General features: G+C 33.8%; 15 protein-coding genes. 8 read left to right on the top strand and 7 right to left on the bottom strand.

The window, feature by feature from the left end; translation table 11 throughout:
• Positions 1-5: 5 nt before the first annotated feature.
• A complete protein-coding gene (locus J2772_RS03345) occupies positions 6-2,639 on the bottom strand; it encodes an ATP-binding protein (protein ID WP_209913254.1) in 2,634 nt (877 codons plus the stop codon).
• A gap of 183 nt (positions 2,640-2,822) precedes the next feature.
• Between J2772_RS03345 and J2772_RS03340 the strand changes: the two genes are divergently transcribed.
• From J2772_RS03340 to J2772_RS03320, 5 genes are all read left to right on the top strand, one after another.
• On the top strand, positions 2,823-3,152 hold the full coding sequence (locus J2772_RS03340) for an ArsR/SmtB family transcription factor (protein ID WP_209913252.1): 330 nt from the start codon (positions 2,823-2,825) through the stop codon (positions 3,150-3,152).
• A 160-nt stretch (positions 3,153-3,312) separates the two neighbouring features.
• The gene (locus J2772_RS03335) at positions 3,313-3,783 is read left to right on the top strand and encodes an SRPBCC domain-containing protein (RefSeq protein ID WP_209913250.1); all 471 of its coding nucleotides are present in this window, start codon (positions 3,313-3,315) and stop codon (positions 3,781-3,783) included.
• 183 nt (positions 3,784-3,966) lie between these two features.
• The gene (locus tag J2772_RS03330; RefSeq protein ID WP_209913248.1) at positions 3,967-4,545 is read left to right on the top strand and encodes a YdeI/OmpD-associated family protein; all 579 of its coding nucleotides are present in this window, start codon (positions 3,967-3,969) and stop codon (positions 4,543-4,545) included.
• Between the two features lie 18 nt (positions 4,546-4,563).
• Positions 4,564-4,962, top strand: a complete 399-nt coding sequence (locus J2772_RS03325; RefSeq protein ID WP_209913246.1) for a DoxX family protein — start codon at positions 4,564-4,566, stop codon at positions 4,960-4,962.
• Positions 4,963-4,999: 37 nt separating this feature from the next.
• Positions 5,000-5,557 (top strand): DUF4256 domain-containing protein, encoded by a 558-nt coding sequence (locus J2772_RS03320; protein ID WP_209913244.1) that lies wholly within the window; start codon positions 5,000-5,002, stop codon positions 5,555-5,557.
• A gap of 187 nt (positions 5,558-5,744) precedes the next feature.
• Here J2772_RS03320 and J2772_RS03315 read toward each other — a convergent pair whose 3' ends face one another.
• Positions 5,745-6,710 carry a hypothetical protein gene (locus J2772_RS03315; protein ID WP_209913242.1) on the bottom strand — a complete coding sequence of 322 codons (966 nt, stop codon included), beginning with the start codon at positions 6,708-6,710 and terminating at the stop codon, positions 5,745-5,747.
• Positions 6,711-6,855: 145 nt separating this feature from the next.
• Here J2772_RS03315 and J2772_RS03310 point away from each other — a divergent pair, with 145 nt between their 5' ends.
• Positions 6,856-7,356, top strand: a complete 501-nt coding sequence (locus J2772_RS03310) for a hypothetical protein (protein ID WP_209913240.1) — start codon at positions 6,856-6,858, stop codon at positions 7,354-7,356.
• Positions 7,357-7,418: 62 nt separating this feature from the next.
• On the opposite strand, the gene J2772_RS03305 is transcribed toward J2772_RS03310, so the two are convergent.
• The 3 genes from J2772_RS03305 to J2772_RS03295 all read right to left on the bottom strand — a co-directional run bounded on the left by J2772_RS03305 (position 7,419) and on the right by J2772_RS03295 (position 12,631).
• Positions 7,419-8,423, bottom strand: coding sequence for a phosphotransferase enzyme family protein (locus J2772_RS03305; protein ID WP_209913238.1), 1,005 nt, complete (start codon positions 8,421-8,423; stop codon positions 7,419-7,421).
• A gap of 38 nt (positions 8,424-8,461) precedes the next feature.
• On the bottom strand, positions 8,462-9,493 hold the full coding sequence (locus J2772_RS03300) for a threonine aldolase family protein (RefSeq protein ID WP_209913236.1): 1,032 nt from the start codon (positions 9,491-9,493) through the stop codon (positions 8,462-8,464).
• Positions 9,494-9,619: 126 nt separating this feature from the next.
• Positions 9,620-12,631: a reprolysin-like metallopeptidase gene (locus J2772_RS03295; protein WP_209913234.1), complete on the bottom strand. Its 3,012-nt coding sequence runs from the start codon at positions 12,629-12,631 to the stop codon at positions 9,620-9,622.
• Positions 12,632-12,824: 193 nt separating this feature from the next.
• On the opposite strand from J2772_RS03295, the gene J2772_RS03285 reads away from it, so the two are divergent.
• Positions 12,825-13,478 carry a metal-dependent transcriptional regulator gene (locus J2772_RS03285; protein ID WP_209913232.1) on the top strand — a complete coding sequence of 218 codons (654 nt, stop codon included), beginning with the start codon at positions 12,825-12,827 and terminating at the stop codon, positions 13,476-13,478.
• Between the two features lie 312 nt (positions 13,479-13,790).
• Complete coding sequence (blaIND, locus tag J2772_RS03280; RefSeq protein ID WP_209913230.1) at positions 13,791-14,510, top strand: IND family subclass B1 metallo-beta-lactamase; 720 nt, start codon at positions 13,791-13,793, stop codon at positions 14,508-14,510.
• 55 nt (positions 14,511-14,565) lie between these two features.
• Here the strand turns inward: blaIND and J2772_RS03275 are convergent, their stop codons facing one another.
• The gene (locus tag J2772_RS03275) at positions 14,566-16,227 is read right to left on the bottom strand and encodes a S41 family peptidase (protein ID WP_209913228.1); all 1,662 of its coding nucleotides are present in this window, start codon (positions 16,225-16,227) and stop codon (positions 14,566-14,568) included.
• A 30-nt stretch (positions 16,228-16,257) separates the two neighbouring features.
• Positions 16,258-16,974 carry an outer membrane beta-barrel protein gene (locus tag J2772_RS03270; RefSeq protein WP_209913226.1) on the bottom strand — a complete coding sequence of 239 codons (717 nt, stop codon included), beginning with the start codon at positions 16,972-16,974 and terminating at the stop codon, positions 16,258-16,260.
• Positions 16,975-17,133: the final 159 nt, after the last annotated feature.

Raw genomic sequence — 17,133 nt, 5'->3', positions numbered from 1 at the left:
AACAATTACTTCAAATTAATTTCGAAAATATAACGATGGTCATATTCATTTTTCAAAGGAAGCAATTCAATATTCCCTCCAAAAGATTTAAGAAATTGTCTAACTATATACAATCCCATACCACGACCATCTTGTTTTCCAGATACTAATTCATTAAACAAAATATGTTGATATTTATCTAATACTCCAGTACCTGTATCATAAAATTGCAGAGTATTTGAAGAAGTAGATCTAATTACAATAGAGTCAGATTGAGATCTTTCATATTTTTTATTTGATTTTGATAATTTTTGACGTTGTTTAATCCAATATATAGAGTTATCAATAAGATTATAAAACACATGTAATAATGCTCCTTTAGGCACTTCCCAAACAATATCTACTGATGAAACATCAATATTAATTCTATGTCTTTCTAACCTAAATTTAAATCGTTCAATTATAATTTCCAATTCACTCTTAACATCGGTTGGAAGTAATGCTCTATTACCTTCGCTCTTAATAAATGTTTTATCTAGAAATGAATAGAACTGGGCTAGGTCGCCCATTTTGTTAAACAAGTGTTCGAATTTTTTTTTGACGGGTTGAACGTGAATTCTATTAATATCATAAAGTTCATTTTCCAGGAAATATTTTTCAATAATCTGAAAATGCTCATCATACCTTTTACCTTCTTCCTCTGAATTATTTAGTAAAGAATGAAGTTCATGCGTAATTATTTCTGTAACTAGACCATTAGCCATCAATTTATAGCTATTATAAGCTTCTGTTTTTATTCTGACCTGTTCTTGCTTAGCAACCTCAAGTAACATATTTGCACTTTTTAAAGATCGAGTTGTATCTTCAATATTTTGTTCAAAATTGAGTGCAACAGGTTCTAATGTTTTAAATACTTTCTTCACTGATGCTATTTTCTCTTCAGAATCAAGATCAATATTATCTTTTATAGCTGTAATTGCTACTTGTATTGCTGCCATATTTCTTTTAGCAGCTTCAAATATTTCCTTAGCTTTATCAACTTCATGTTGAATTTCTTCTTCCGTATTTTCGGGTATCCAATTCGGCTCCAGGCTCAAGAAACGTTTTGTTAATTCAACAGCTAATTTTGAAAAATTGGGAGAAAATATTTCCAAAATTTCATTTAAGGTAATCCTTAATGATTCGGCATAAATATTATCAGTTAAATGCTCCCTTGAACTTGTTTCATATATATACTCTTGCTTTTTATCATTTATTTTTATGTAACCAACTACATTACCTAGTTCAAATCTGTAAAACTGTTGACCTGATGTTCTTTTTTGTTGTAATTCTAACCAATCATTATCTTTATTACCAATTGTTGCAATTCTAAAAGAATTACGATACAATTTTATACCATTATTTGAAGCTAGAAAAGGTCTGATATCATAGTTAATTTTTGTTGACGGATCAATATAACCATTTTCTATAGCTGATCTTCTTGCCATATTCATTAGCGAAATATCTCTTTTGAATGAATAAATTTTTCCTTCAAGAGGAGCAAGTTTTAATATTGACTCAATAAAAAGCTGACTATCAATATTTTTATTCCCATTTTTCTTTTTCCATTTATTTAATTCTGTAGATAGAAGAAAACTTTCAGAAAGATTCAATTCATATTCGTCTTTATATTTTTGATATAATTTATAATAATCTAACGATGAACGCTTCCAGTCTTGATATAATACATTTCCAAGTTCCCTATGATGTATTCTTTCAATAAACCATGGACGAATATCAAATCTTAAATCAAATTTTATATCAATTGGTTTCCCTGATTCGTCAAAAATCAAAGTGGATTTAAAGGAGTGTATAGATTCTGCTACATTTAATGCTTGATAATTAAAATCTAACCTGATAGGTACTCCATTTACAGAGATGTCAATATTAATGAGGCTTTTATTAGTTTCAAATGGAGAGTAAAGAAAACCTAATGCCGTTTGTAACTCACTTTTAATAATTAATCTTGTTCCAAGACTTGGACCCATATTTCCAAATAAATCTACTTCAAAATCTTCCTTTAGTTCAGAAAATCGATTAAAGTCAATTGAATTATCATCCGTTCCTATTAGCCATAACCTGGTATATGCTATATCCTCAGTCAAGTCCCCGGTCCATTCAGGGGCCTCAAAATTAATATTATTAATGAATTTATCCCATTCTACTTCAACAATATTAGTAGTATGGGTACCTTTTGCAGCACTCTCAACAATTATAATAGGAGCTATTCGTTGTGCAGCAAGTCTTCCAATACCTTTATCCCCTAAAATTATATTATTATCATTTTCCTCTAAATCATTCTTTTCATTCTTTTTCAACGTAGAACCTACTTCAAAAAAACCTTTTTTTAAAACATCGTAAGTCATACCTTTACCATCATCCTCTATTACAATAATTCCGCTTGAGTTTAGTTTTTTAACGGAGTCATATATAAATTCAGGGATTTTAACTTTACTTTTATTTTCATCAAAATTTTCAATTGTAGAAAGAAATTGAACATAAACATTCTCTGCTCTTGCATCATATGAGTTTTTTATCAACTCTGTAATAGCAATCTCATCTGAAGTTATCAATTCATATCCTAAATGTCTTAGTATTCGTGGATTAAATGTAAATTTCATATTGTATAGATAAAGGCTTTTTATAAATATATGTTAATTTAATTTGGCGAACAAAAATATGTAAATATATTTTATAATTTATTGGTATATACTACCCCTTTATTTGAGAGCTGCTTTAATTTCTCAAAAAAAACTTGCGTAGCTAAATAACTACACATATATTTGTAGTCAAATAACTACACAATGAATTTAAGAAGAGATGTTTTTCAGGCAATCGCAGACCCTACCAGAAGATCTATTTTGATGCTGGTGGCTGCGCAATCCATGACTGCAGGAGCCATTGCTTCCAATTTCGATACCGCAAGACCTACAGTTTCCAAACATCTTCAGATCCTTACAGAATGTGAACTATTGAGATCGGAACAGAACGGCCGTGAAATCATTTACCACCTTAATCCCCATAAAATGAAAGAAATAGCCAATTTTATAGAGCCCTTCCGCAAAATGTGGGATGAGAAATTCAATAAACTGGAAAGTGTGATGAAAGCGTATCAGAACTTGAAAAATGAGTAATAAGAGATAAAAGATGATAGACGAAGAGATAATAGACAGAGAAACTATAGACAATGACTTCAAAGTTTAACTTGTTACTATCAATAGTCAATTTTGCTTCGCAAGTGAATCGCCAATCACCAGTGAAAGAATAACAACCTTAAACCCTAACACTCAAAATATGGAACTTAAAACAAAAATTCACGCAGAAGACGGAAAACAGGAAATCTTCATCATCAGGGAATTTGATCTTCCTGTAGAATTGCTCTTCAAAGCTTATACAGAAGCTGAGCTTTTCGAACAATGGATGGGAACCAAAGTGACAAAATTTGAAAACAAACAACACGGAAGTTACCGTTTCGAAACGTTAAATCCTCAAGGTGATGTGGTCTTCAGTGCCAATGGAACTATTCACAACCTTGTTCAGAATGAGAAAATTATAAGAACTTTTCAGATGGAAAACACGCCTTTTCCGGTTCAGATTGAGTTTTTAGAATTTGAAAAACTAACGGATACCACCAGCAAAATTACCATCCAAACTGTTTACAAATCCGTAGACTTCAGAGATCAGCACCTGAAAATGCCATTCGCTCAGGGAATTAATAGGGCGCATAATCGTTTACAGGAAATGTTTAGAGAGACGAAGAGATAATAGACGAAGAGATGAGAGACATGAATACCATAGTTTACATTGTGAATGCCAATAGGGAATTTTACTTCGCAAGTGAATGCTCAATCTTCAGTGAAAGGACAACAACCTTGAACTTTAAACATCAAACTTTGAACGCTATTTACTCTCCCAATCTAAAACCCAAGAACCCTCAAACCAAAAATCATGAATCCAAAAGTTGATTTTTTCTTCGATAAAGCCACACAATGGAAAGAAGAATTTGAAAAATTAAGAACAATTGCCTTAAGTACCGAATTGGTAGAAGATTTAAAATGGGGCTGTCCCTGTTATACCTATGAAGGGAAAAATATTTTCTTAATTCACGGTTTTAAAGAATATTGTGCACTACTCTTTTTTAAGGGAGCACTCATGAAAGATCCGGATCAAATTCTAATCCAGCAATCAGAAAATGTGCAGGCTGCTAGACAAGTCCGTTTTACAAATATTCACCAGATTAATGATCTTGAAAAGGAGCTTCAGGCCTATATGTTTGAAGCTGTAGAAATTGAAGAGTCCGGGGTAAAAGTTGAAATGAAGAAAACCAAGGACTTTGAAATGGTTGAGGAATTTCAACAAAGATTAGATGAAAATCTGGCATTAAAGGAAGCGTTTGAAGGATTAACACAGGGAAGACAACGGGCTTACCTACTCTATTTCTCATCCGCCAAACAGTCTAAAACCAGGGAAGCAAGAATTGAAAAATACATCCCTCAAATCCTAAACGGAAAAGGGCTTAACGACTAATCACAAAACTTAATCAATATGGAAACATCAAACCGATCAGAAAAAAAAACAAAGATCATCTATTGGATTTTTACCCTTTGGATGGCATTAGGCATGGTTTCTACAGCCATTGTTCAACTTATGAAAAATAAAGATGAACTTGCCAATTTTACAAACCTTGGATATCCGGCTTATCTCATGACCATCATCGGAGTCTGGAAACTGCTGGGGGTTATCGCCATCCTTATCCCGAAACGATTACTATTAAAAGAATGGGCTTACGCAGGATTTTTCTTTGTGATGTCCGGAGCCATTATTTCACATCTAATTGTTGGAGATACTGCCGGAAGAACCTTCCCTGCTGTTTTACTGTTTGTATTGGTTATTATTTCATGGTATTTCAGACCTGCTGATAGAAAAATTTCCACTCAATCTTAGTAACTTTAGTCTAAAATCAATCACTTAAAAATTTGATATGAAAAAGAAACAATTAACACCCGAACAAAGCGAAGCCCTTTTAAAAGTACTGCAAACCCGTTTTGAAAAAAATATGAACCGCCACAAAGGCCTGAAATGGGAAAAAATTCAGACCAAATTGGAATCTAATCCCGAAAAACTATGGTCTTTAAACGAAATGGAAGAAACAGAAGGTGAACCTGATGTGGTAGATTACAACCAAAAAACAGACGAATACCTCTTCTTCGACTGCTCTCCGGAAAGTCCAAAACGCAGAAGCCTTTGCTACGACTATCCTGCTTGGGAATCCCGAAAAGCCAACAAGCCGGAAAGCAATGCCATAGATAAAGCTTCAGAAATGGGCATTGAAATTTTAACCGAAGAACAATATCGCAGGCTTCAGGAGCTTGGAAAGTTCGACCAGAAAACGTCCAGTTGGGTACAAACACCTTCAGCAATCAGAGAACATGGTGGTGCTGTTTTCTGCGACAGACGCTACAACACGGTTTTCTATTATCATAATGGTGCAGATTCTTATTATGCAGCCAGAGGATTTAGGGGGAGTTTGAAAGTTTGAGAGTTTTAGGGTAAAGTGAAAAAATCTTTGATTTTTTCACTTTTAGACTTTAGTGTACCTTATATCTGTAAAGCTGGAAACTTTAAGTATTCCAAAAAAAGTCAAATTTAAAAATGACATAACATCTTACTTATATAGTATCAACTTCCTTTTATTTTACACAATAAATACAGTCGAAAAATAAGAATTAATTAATAACGTCTCTTAACCATGGAGATTCTACACTCCAGAATATAATATTAACTCCTAGGAAATCCTGTGCATAATTCACAAATTCTTCTTTTGTAAAAGGCTCGTTTGTTTTTGGATTTTTATATGTTAAAGTAGGCTCCTGGACTGCCATAGCGACCAGTGATAATTTTCCTTTATATTGATTAAAAAAGGGATATGAGTTTTTCATCTGAGCATTTTTATTAGGAACAATATCCGGTCCTCCCAACCCTATATTATTTTTATCGGCAAAATCAAATAATCTGGACATATACTGATGATCATTTTCCCATTCACAGGGAAAGAAATTAACATATTGTAATACATAAGATTTTTTGAACGCATGTCTTGCAAATTTTAAATTATCCAACTCAGCCTGAAAATATGTATCACAGCTAAATCCGGTTTTGTCCTTTTTCATTTCAATATCTATGGAAGTTTCTGGAAGATTAATTCCCTGAATTCTCCCATCAAACTTTTTCGCCAGCTCTCCTATCAGCTTTTGATACCTTTCCCTAACTGCAGGATTCCATTGCTGGGTTACCCAACCACTTCCAACAGGTTTATTTTCTCCTGGATTATCATATTGAGCCACTAGCCCACCGGTATATTCCTTCCCATTCAAAATATAATCAGGAACATATCTTGCCTGAGGCTCAAAAAACCTGTCCTGGAGCTGTATAAACAACTTTTTATCTAAAGAAGTCAAATACTCTAAATCTTTTTCAATACCTGAAAAATCATAAACATCTTTTGAAGTCTCCAAAGCTCTCCAGTTATAGACAATCTGTACTCCTCCAATATCTTTTCGTACAATCATTTTTTCTATATTCTGCAGATCTCCAGATGAAGTATAAATATAGTTTTGGGGTATTTGACCTTTCAAAAAATCTAATCCCAAAAATAATAATCCCAATGCCAGCATTCTGATAGCCTGTTTCATAATATTGAATTTAAAAATAAAATAATATGAATCATTTTCCGTGCCCAAGTGAATGATATTTTTAAACTTTAGAAAAATATTCATTAATATATAAATAGTATCACTAATTTAGCGCTTCAAAATTTGATTTTAAATAACTAAGGATATGAAGAAATTAATTTTAATGGGTGCTCTTTCAGCAGTAATGATTAATTGCAATAAAAAAACTGAAGCGCCTGCTCCGAAAGCCAATACTGACACTATTGCAGTAGAAGAACCTGTAGTAGATACACTAGGGCCAAAATCATTCTGCTATGTAGGGGTGGTTGGAAAAGACAGTGTTTTCGCCTCTATTGATGATAATCTGGGAACCATTACCGGAAAATTATCTTACAAAAACAGTGAAAAAGACAGTTCAAAAGGTGATGTAACAGGTTTCAAATCCGGAGATACATTAAAGCTGACCTATGAATTTACCTCTGAAGGCAAAAAAAGCAAAAGAGATATTTATTTCCTTCAAAAAGACAATGCTTTAACGGAAGGTATCGGAGAGCATAAAGAAGAAGATGGACAATCTAAATATGCTGATGAAAAGAAGATCAGCTATAAAGATGGCCAAAAACTAAGTACTGCAGATTGCAAAATCGTTACTAAAGGCGTAAAATAAATCTTCTTTAGATAAAAAAATAAAACAGCTGTTCTTCACATGAGGAACAGCTGTTTTTATTTTTATAATTGATGTTCTTTATCCCAATAATTTTCTGCGATATTTTTTAAAATCCCAATGTATGACTTTAAATGTGGAAGTTGACTAAATGCATAAAACTGGTCATGTGTTGTATGAAAGTTCATATAAAAAAGCCAGAATCCAAAAGTAAGATAAGGTACAGCCTCAAGCTCCTCCTCATTGATCAATCGATATTCCCGATATCCTTCTAAAAAAATACGGTAAGCATCCTGACCTTCTTCATAAGTCATTTTCTTTGTAAATACATCTATCATAAGATGTTGCCAGAAAGTCATCACATCATTCACCAGCCAGCCATATCCCATAAAATCAAAATCGAAAAATGTAACTGAATCATTTTCAAAATGAAAATTTTGGGGCAAAAAATCAAAATGACAATACCCTTTTGAGAATCCTGCAGAATCAATTTGTGAAAATTTATCTCTTAACTGCTCTACTTTACGCTGCAGCCAAAGATAATCTTCCTGATTTTCTTTAAAAACAGGCTGTAGTTTTTCGATGGGTTTAAACAAAGTTGTTTCAAGATCAAAATTCCATCGAGAACCACTCCATTGAAAAGAAGATGACACATTATGAAAACGAGCCATTTCATTTCCTAATCTGTAAAGCTGATTTTTACTCAACATCCTAACCATTTGCCCCGGAGCATAAGAAAACAGCACTGCATGCCTTTCTCCTTCTGCAGCATTTATCTTTAAAATAGCCTCACCAAAAATATCAATGATTGGATAAGATACAGATACCTGTGCTTCTTTCAATGCTAACAACAGATTTACTTCCTCCTCTATTTGCAACAAGCTTCGATGGGAAGAGCGATACACCCGAAGTATAAAACGAGCTGACGATGATTCAACAAGGTAAGTATCACCTACTCCCCGAACCAAAAGTCTGCACTGAACATTTTCTAATCTGTATTTTTCTGTAATCAATGATGACAATGCAGTGGGGCACAGTGTTGAATACACTGCCGGAAAAGTGGCTTTCATATGGTTGATATAAAGATTAGATTTGGGATGATTATTTATTACAGTTCCTTCTCAATCAATCCAATAAATCGGTTCACAGCATCATCGCCGGTGCTCCATGAAGTGATAAGACGAATGGCAGAAAACTCTTCATCCACTTTTTTCCAGACAAAAAACTCAAAACTCTCTGATAGAACCTCAATAAGCTCATTGCTTAGAATTGGAAAAATCTGATTGGTATAAGTATCTGCAAGAAAACTGATCCCTTTTTCCTGCAAAGCATGTTTGATCTTCATCGCCTGCTGATTCGCATGTTTAGCTAAATCAAAGTACAGGTCATTCTTCATCAGTTCTAAAAACTGAATTCCCAGTAATCTTCCTTTTGCCAGTAATGCTCCTTTTTGCTTGATATTAAATGCAAAATCTTCCTGGACAGCAGGATTGTTGATAACAATAGCCTCTCCTATTAATGCTCCGTTTTTTGTTCCACCGAGATAAAAAATGTCCGTCAGTTCAGCTACTTTTTCTAAACTAAGATCGCTGATTTCAGAAGTGAGCCCATGCCCAAGCCTTGCACCATCCATGAACAGATAAAGACGGTTTTGCTTGCAGAATTCGGAAAGTTCTTCCAATTCTTTGGCTTGATAAATCGTTCCCAGCTCTGTAGAATTGGAAATATAAACCATTTTGGGCATGACCTGATGGGGTACATTTCTATGATTTTCCAACACCGGAATAATGTCTGATGGTCTTAGCTTTCCATCTTCCGTTTCAATACTTAAGATTTTATGGCCGGTTGCTTCAATAGCTCCGGTTTCATTATTCAGGATATGCCCTGTAGAGGCTGAAACAGCACATTGGTAAGGTTTTAACATCGAAGAAATCACAATCAGGTTCGCCTGTGTTCCTCCCGAAACAAAATAGATATCAGAATCTTCTTTATTAATTTTGGTTTTAATTAATTCCTTTGCCTTCAAAGAGAATTCATCTTCACCATATCCGGCCTGCTGGTCAAAATTATATTGTAAAAGTGCCTGTAAAATATTCGGGTGACATCCCTCAGAATAGTCGTTTTTGAATGAAAATTTCATAGTGTAAAAGTAAAAAAATGAAACAAAAATCTCTTACAAAAACAATTAAAATTTAGTATTTAAAAATTATAATAACCAAAAGAGGTCATCTTTTTAGACGACCTCTTTTTTTAACTCTTATTTTGATTATTCCTTAATAATTTTTGATTGATTAATTAAGGCTTTATTATTCAGTAATCTCAGCATATAAACGCCTGTTTTTAATCTGGAAAAACTGATCTTAGAATTCGCCATCACATTGCTTTCTATCAACTTTCCGGATACATCATATATCTCATAATGAGTAATTTTTTCATCACTTTCAATACTAAGAATATCTTTTACCGGATTTGGTACAATCCCAATTTGTCTTTTTGTTACCTCATTGGCTGCTAAAGTTGAAGTGATTTTTAAAATAATACTATTCTGGCTCAATTGATAACATATTCCTGCCTGATTAAGTTCAGCTATAGTCTTATTCATTAAGTTACTTTCTACTCCTGTAAAAGAAATTCCGTAAATTGTATAATTTCCTGCAGGTAGAGTTGTAAAATTAGCAGTAGAACTTGTTTTCACTATAGAATTCGAGGAAGTATTGATAGCAACATATGTGTAATTCATTCCTGTTGGGGTATCAATGATATTGTAGAATTGTCCTACTCCATCAATACTTAACTCTGCGCTTTGTCCAATGGGAACATTATATATATTTTTAACAGTCATATAATACTCTATACCTTTTTCAAGGTTCACTGCGAGATGTCCCAAGAATGAAAAGCCAGTCCCTGTACCAGAATGTATACCTGTTGAAGAGATAAAATTAGCAGCTGAAACCTGATTTCCTTTATATATTGTAGGCATAAGAATTTTAGGTTCAGCCCAACTCAATGCATAAGGTCCTGTTTCTGTCACTTTAAACCTTACTGGAAGTAGATTCGTACTGGCAAGAACAGCATAAGGAGCCGTTATTGCCTGATTATAAATATAAAGAGGTAGCTGGATCATATTAGCCGCAAAAAAATCCAATGATTTTGTATTGTAAGCCTGATTAGATGGAGTCTGCGACTGTAAGTTCAGATTAGCCTCTGAACTTCCCTGAATAGCAGTAACTTCTTTTGCATTTTCTATTATAACAGAAGGGAAAGCCCTACACTCTGAATTAATAGTGAAATTAGTATCTGAAACATCAAAAAACTCTGCAAATTCGTTAAGAACAGCAGTAACCTTAATTCTTGCACGATCTGTATAAATAACTGATGGTAAAACAACTGCTGCAGAACCGTTATTAGGAATTCCACTAGCAAGTAAATGAGGAAAAGTTATACCCCCATCAGTAGATAGTAGAATATTCACTGTATTTTTTAAAGAATCAGTCTGATTCACATTCCAGGTTACATTTACATTAGCCCCTGAGTTTAAGCTAATATTAGAGTTAGGATAAATAACTGCTAAAGGCCCTTGATCAGTCACCGTTACTAAAACCTGATCAGAATCCACCCCTCCTGAAACTACGCTGTTATCTCTCACTGTAAACCTCATTTTAATGATTCTGGGTACCATAGATAATGCTTCAGCAGCGTTTACTGGAGGTATATTCTGATTATCCAGTACAAATCTCATTTTAGGAAAATATCTCTCTGTAGTTTTGGTACTTTGTTCAGACCTGAATAATGGCGCTGTTGTACTGTTAACTGCAGGATATCCTGCCAACCCGTTTATTGTACTTCCAAATGCTCCTTTATCATAAGTAGTTGCTATATCAGTCTGATCCCAAGTATATGATAAGTCTGAGTCTTCAGCATCACTTCCTATTCCTTTCAATTTAAAAGGAGTATTCTTTGGAATGTTTATAGCAATATTTCCAGCACTTGCAAGAGGTGGAGTATTAGGCATTATAACTGAATTATAACAGGTTGAATAGAATTGCAATGTATTTAGTATCTGATCTAAACTTCTGGCATGGAAATAATCCAGATTATTTCGTCCAGAATTCGTTTGGCTGACCGGAGTAGAACAATTAGTTCCATATCCCATTATTGTAGATCCAGCTCCTGGTTCTACTGCGGAATTAAAACTCCATTCATCTGTACAGGCCTCAGGGTAAGAAGGATACCCTCCCATAGCATTAAAAGTGTGCCCCGCTCCAAATTGATGTCCCATTTCATGAACAATCAGGTTAGCAGTCATTGATTTTGGTGCGGTAATTACCCATTCGCTCCATGCTCTTGCTTTAATAGGAGTATTACAAGGCTGTGGACCGGCTTGCCCCCTAGAACCTCCTATCGTTCCCGGCATGATATTGAAAGTATGCCCAATGTCATAGTCGGCTTGAACCAGTGTTCCATTCGCATTCAATGTGTTAAATCCACTTTGTGAATTTGCAGAAGATGCAAAATAAAGATCAACAGTAAAAGGATCTGTAGCTCCATCTGTAAAGATGAGAGTTTTATTGAGTGTTTTTTCAATCAGTTGAAAAGAAATAGATAATTCTGATTCATAAATCTGGTTGATCAGATTGACCATAGTGACCACTTCTCCCAATGCTGTATCCTGGCTTCCGAAAGCCGTAGTAAACTCCCCTGTGGTAGCCACTGCCAATCTATATACCCTCATGGTATTTCCATAAGGAAAGTTTGTCACAGATTTCTGGATATTTAATTTTTTAGCTACTGTTTTAATACTCTCTTCAAATTCATCTTTATGAACCTCACAATTAAACTTTTCACCAAACATTTCAAAAGAGTTATAAATTCTATACTCTCCCTTACCTGTTTTGTAGGGTTCAATAATAAAGTAACCATTGCCTGATTTAATCATAGCTGTCATTTTATCTCCAGCTAATGTTAACTTTATTTTAGATTTCTTGTCTTTTGAATATCCATCAAAAGTGATAATATTATCAAGCCGTTTACTTAAAAGATTGTTTTCGGATAAAATAAATTCCTGCTGGCTTCCATCTATTAGTGTTAATATAACAGGCTGATTACTAATTTTATCAGTTTTTTTCCTATTACCTTCTACACTTCTTTTAAAATTCTCCACATTGAATTTAAAAGTGGTTCCGGGAAGATGCCCAGTATTTAAATCATTCGTATTCGATATTTGCGCATTCATAAAAAAAGAGACACAAACGGAAAGGAATGTGAGTTTTAGTTTCATAGTTATTTTTTTCTTAAATATATACAAATCAACACAAAAAGAGATAACATAAACTCAAATCAATAAAATTTTATATACTTTTAGTTACAAAAGACACATTCAAACGAGCTAAAAGTCTTACAAACATATTCAACCATTACCACAATCTTTTAAGATTATTTTGTTAGATTTGTATTGAAAATCATCTAACATTTTGAAAACAACCCTAACAGAAGAAAATTACCTGAAAGCTTTGTTTCATTTAGTTGACAATGAAGGAAAGGTGACGATTAACGAACTCAGCAAATTTTTAAATGTAAAAATGCCGAGCGTTAACAATATGATGAAAAAATTTGCAGAAAAGAAATGGGTTATTTATGAAACCTACAAACCTCTGATTGTTACCGAAAACGGAAAACGAGAAGCTGCCTTGGTAGTTCGTAAACACAGATTGACTGAAATGTTTCTGGTAAAAAAAATGAATTTCGGCTGGGAAAATGTCCATGAAATTGCTGAACAGCTAGAACATGTTCATTCCCAAATCTTCTTTGATAAGATGGACGAAATTCTGAATTACCCTAAATTTGATCCTCACGGAGAACCTATTCCTGATAAAGATGGAAACATTATCGCTCAGGATCTTCAGAAGCTAAGCGGATGTGAAGAAGGAGAAACCGTTGTCTTTGCTTCCGTTACCCTTTCTGATGACGCTTTCTTAACTTATTTAAATGACAGAAAGCTCCTCCTGAATACCAAAGTAAATATTATTAAAATTGAAAGTTTTGATAAATCGATGACAATAGAGATTGATGGGAAGAAAGAAATTCTCAGTAAAAAAGCTACGGAAAAAATACTGGTAAAGAAATAATCATAATACTAAAACGGGTTCACTTTTGAAGCCGCATTTTTTGCCACAAATAAAAGGATATTTGTGTATTCATGGCTTTTATAAATAATATTTAAAATACTTCAAGCTAAGCGCTCTTAAAACTTAAAGAGTTTTTGACGGAGTGATTTTTATTATACAATCAACATTCCCTCACATTCACAACTGTTAAAAAACGGTTAAACTTTTTCCTATCAAAAACTTCAAAAATTAATTTCACTAGGTTTGCAAAATATACCGTTGAGATTCACCCTTCTCACAAATACCTAAACTTTAATTATTACCTTTAAAATTATGAAAAAAAGCATCCAGTTTTTTATTGTTTCAATGTTGTTGAGTCCTTTTGCAAGTGCGCAGGTAAAAGATTTTGTAATTGAACCACCCATTAAAAACAATTTACATATTTATAAAACTTTTGGAGTATTTGGAGGTAAAGAATATTCTGCCAATTCAGTATATCTTGTCACCAAAAAAGGGGTTGTTTTATTTGATGTTCCATGGGAAAAAGTACAATACCAAAGCTTGATGGATACTATCCAAAAGCGTCACAACTTACCTGTTGTTGCTGTATTTGCAACACACTCTCATGATGACCGTGCAGGAGACCTTAGCTTTTTCAATAATAAAGGGATTAAAACGTATGCAACCCCCAAAACTAATGAGTTTTTGAAAAAAGATGGAAAAGCTATATCCACTGAAATTATCAAAACTGGAAAACCTTACCGCATTGGAGGAGAAGAGTTTGTAGTAGATTTTCTTGGAGAAGGTCATACTGCGGATAATGTAGTGGTATGGTTCCCAAAATACAATGTATTAGATGGTGGATGTCTTGTAAAAAGTAATTCAGCTACTGATCTGGGATATATTAAAGAAGCCAATGTAGAAGAATGGCCAAAGACGATGAACAAACTGAAAGCCAAGTATTCTAAAGCCACATTAATTATTCCTGGACATGATGAATGGAAAGGCGGTGGACACGTTGAACACACTTTAGAACTGCTGAATAAGAAATAATAAATCAATATGATATAAAAAGACCTGGCAGAAGCCAGGTCTTTTTTATGCAATACTATTTGGTTAAAAGATATTTAATGGCTTCTTCCATTACCCTGTCTGCAAATGTTTTAGGAGTATTGGTCATTTGTGCAACTTCAGCATCCGAAGGAGGCGTCACATAAATATCCGGTTTCACACCAACCCCCTCAATGACTTCATCATTGAGATTCTTAGTGGCCATCAATGGCATATAAAACTCTAAAATCCCACCGGCAATAGCATCCCGGGTGCCTCCGTTAAAATCATCTGATCCTCCCAGGCCTGCAGTAGCTCCCGCACTGTAATCTCCCATAGAAATAGCATGGGTTCCCTGGCTTTTGAGCATTAATGTAGACATTTCCGACATACTTGCACTTCCTTTATCCGTTAAAACAACAACAGGAATATTCCCAGGAATTCCAAATAGATGAGACTGTGTTTGTACCGGAACCCATGGAGTATAATTAAATTGTCCGTTCCCTTCTTTTGTTCTCTGATAAAATGCAACAGTACTTTTAGTAATAAACCTGTCTGTAAAAAAACGGGCATCAACAATATTACCACCACCATTACCTCTTAAATCAATAATCACTTTTTTAATATCTCCTTTGTGCAAAGGATTCAGAAACTTTTTATAAAAAGAGGCATTTGTTAGTATTTTGTTGGCTGCATTTTGGAACTGGCTCAAGTTATATCCATATTTTACATGATTATCCATCTGCTGGATAAACCATTGGATATAAGGAAGAGTTTCACTATTTAACACTGATGAATAAGTAGCAGCACTATTATATTTCACAAGATTATTAGACTTAGTGAGTAACTGCTGAGTCAAATCTAAAAACTGATCCGATAAAACTTCTGTACTTTTAAACACTCCGATCTGGCTATTGAAGGATTTCATTTCATTTGAATTCGGAAATGAATTCCATTCGTTTAATAGATTTATAGTGAAATTTTTAACTTCATTTCTCTTGTTAATATCACTAATTGCATTGAGTTGTGTGCTGCTTTCAATAGCCGAAGGCGTAAGAACAAGCGAATTTCCCGGATCCGGACTTAAATATTTATCAATAAGAGTAATTTTATAATTTGTAGCTAAAGCAAAACTTTTGAAACTGAAATAGTAAATGTCCGGATTAGACTTTAGATTACCCGCCAACAAAAAATTATTCGCTAACACAGCTCCATCCTGAAGCCTGTCTTTCATGTATCCGTATTTTGCATCAAACGGATAAATATTTGCCCTTGTTTCGTTCATTCCTCCGTAAAATGTGTACGTATTACTAATTCCTGAATTTGAAAAGGGTACTTTTATTTTAACGTAAAAATGTCTGTCAATAATGGGATTTATGATTTCTGTAAAATATTCTCTTGCTTTTTCAGCATCTGCCTGAAGTTCTGCATCGCTCACTCCAATTCCACTATAGGATTTTAAAGCGGCAAATTTTGGATAATATTCTTTATACACGGCATTCCAATCCATCCCATCTTTTCCTTTCTGTTCATAAAAATAATTATACCGCTGATCCATTACCGTCCAGAATACTTTAAAAAGATCGGCATAAGATTTTATATCATTGCTTGTATATCTTGTTGGCTCGGTAATAGAGGAATCATTATCCTGCATACAGGAATTGAATGTCACTGATGCTGAAAACAGTGCTAACCCTAAATAAATGATGCTTTTTTTCATTTTATATATTTTAATTGATAGGAAAACTTTTTACTTAAACTTATAGGAAATACCTAAAGAAATCATATATGACCGAATGGTTGATTTACGGTCTTTATCATCATTCGCCATATTGATATCCGAAAGCCCATACTGGTAGTTATAAGACCCATATACATCAAACTTATTAAAAGAATATCCTAACTGCGCCTGGCCTGCCAGTCCATATCCCCAACGGTTAAGTTGATTTTCATTCTTTTTGAAATCATATTTATCCGATACTTGCGCATAATTGAAAGTTCCATTTTCCTGCAATTCATTAAATACCGGATACCGCCCTTCTCTTCTCATACTAAGCCAGTAATCCGTGTACATTCCTCCGGCAATTTTGATCCATACACCCGTAGTTTCATGTGGATTGTTCAGGATATAACCTCCTACCATTAAAGGAAGGGTTAAAAAATTATTATTATATTCTGTATACCATCCTTCCCGGTTTCCTGTTCTCTCAAACTTATAATTCTTTTGCTGAAAGGACACCCCTGTAGAAACAAAAAGCGATTTCCAGATCATATACTCCCCGGACAGGTTGACCCCGAAACCATACCGCCCTGTGTACCTTGAATCAACAAGATTTGAAAGATCTGAATTTAAAACACCATACGTATACCCAGCATCCAGACTTATCTTGAGTTTATTTTGGCCCATCACTACTGTTCCGGCAGAAAAAAGACAAAGACAAAAGATTTTAGACAATTTTTTTTTCATAGATATTTTTTTGAGTTATTTCATTTATATTTTAAATATTTATATCAGATTTTAAAATTATTTTTCTCTTCTGTAAATCTCACATGCGTTATAGAACTTAATCTTTTATAAAAATCAAAATTCTATTTTTGAAACCTTATTATATCAATCATTGATGAT

The sequence above is a fragment of the Chryseobacterium jejuense genome (genome assembly GCF_017877355.1).
Classification (GTDB): Bacteria; Bacteroidota; Bacteroidia; order Flavobacteriales; family Weeksellaceae; genus Chryseobacterium; species Chryseobacterium jejuense_A.
The sequence above is the reverse complement of the archived record's forward strand: the minus strand, read 5'-3'. Positions and strand labels throughout refer to the sequence as shown.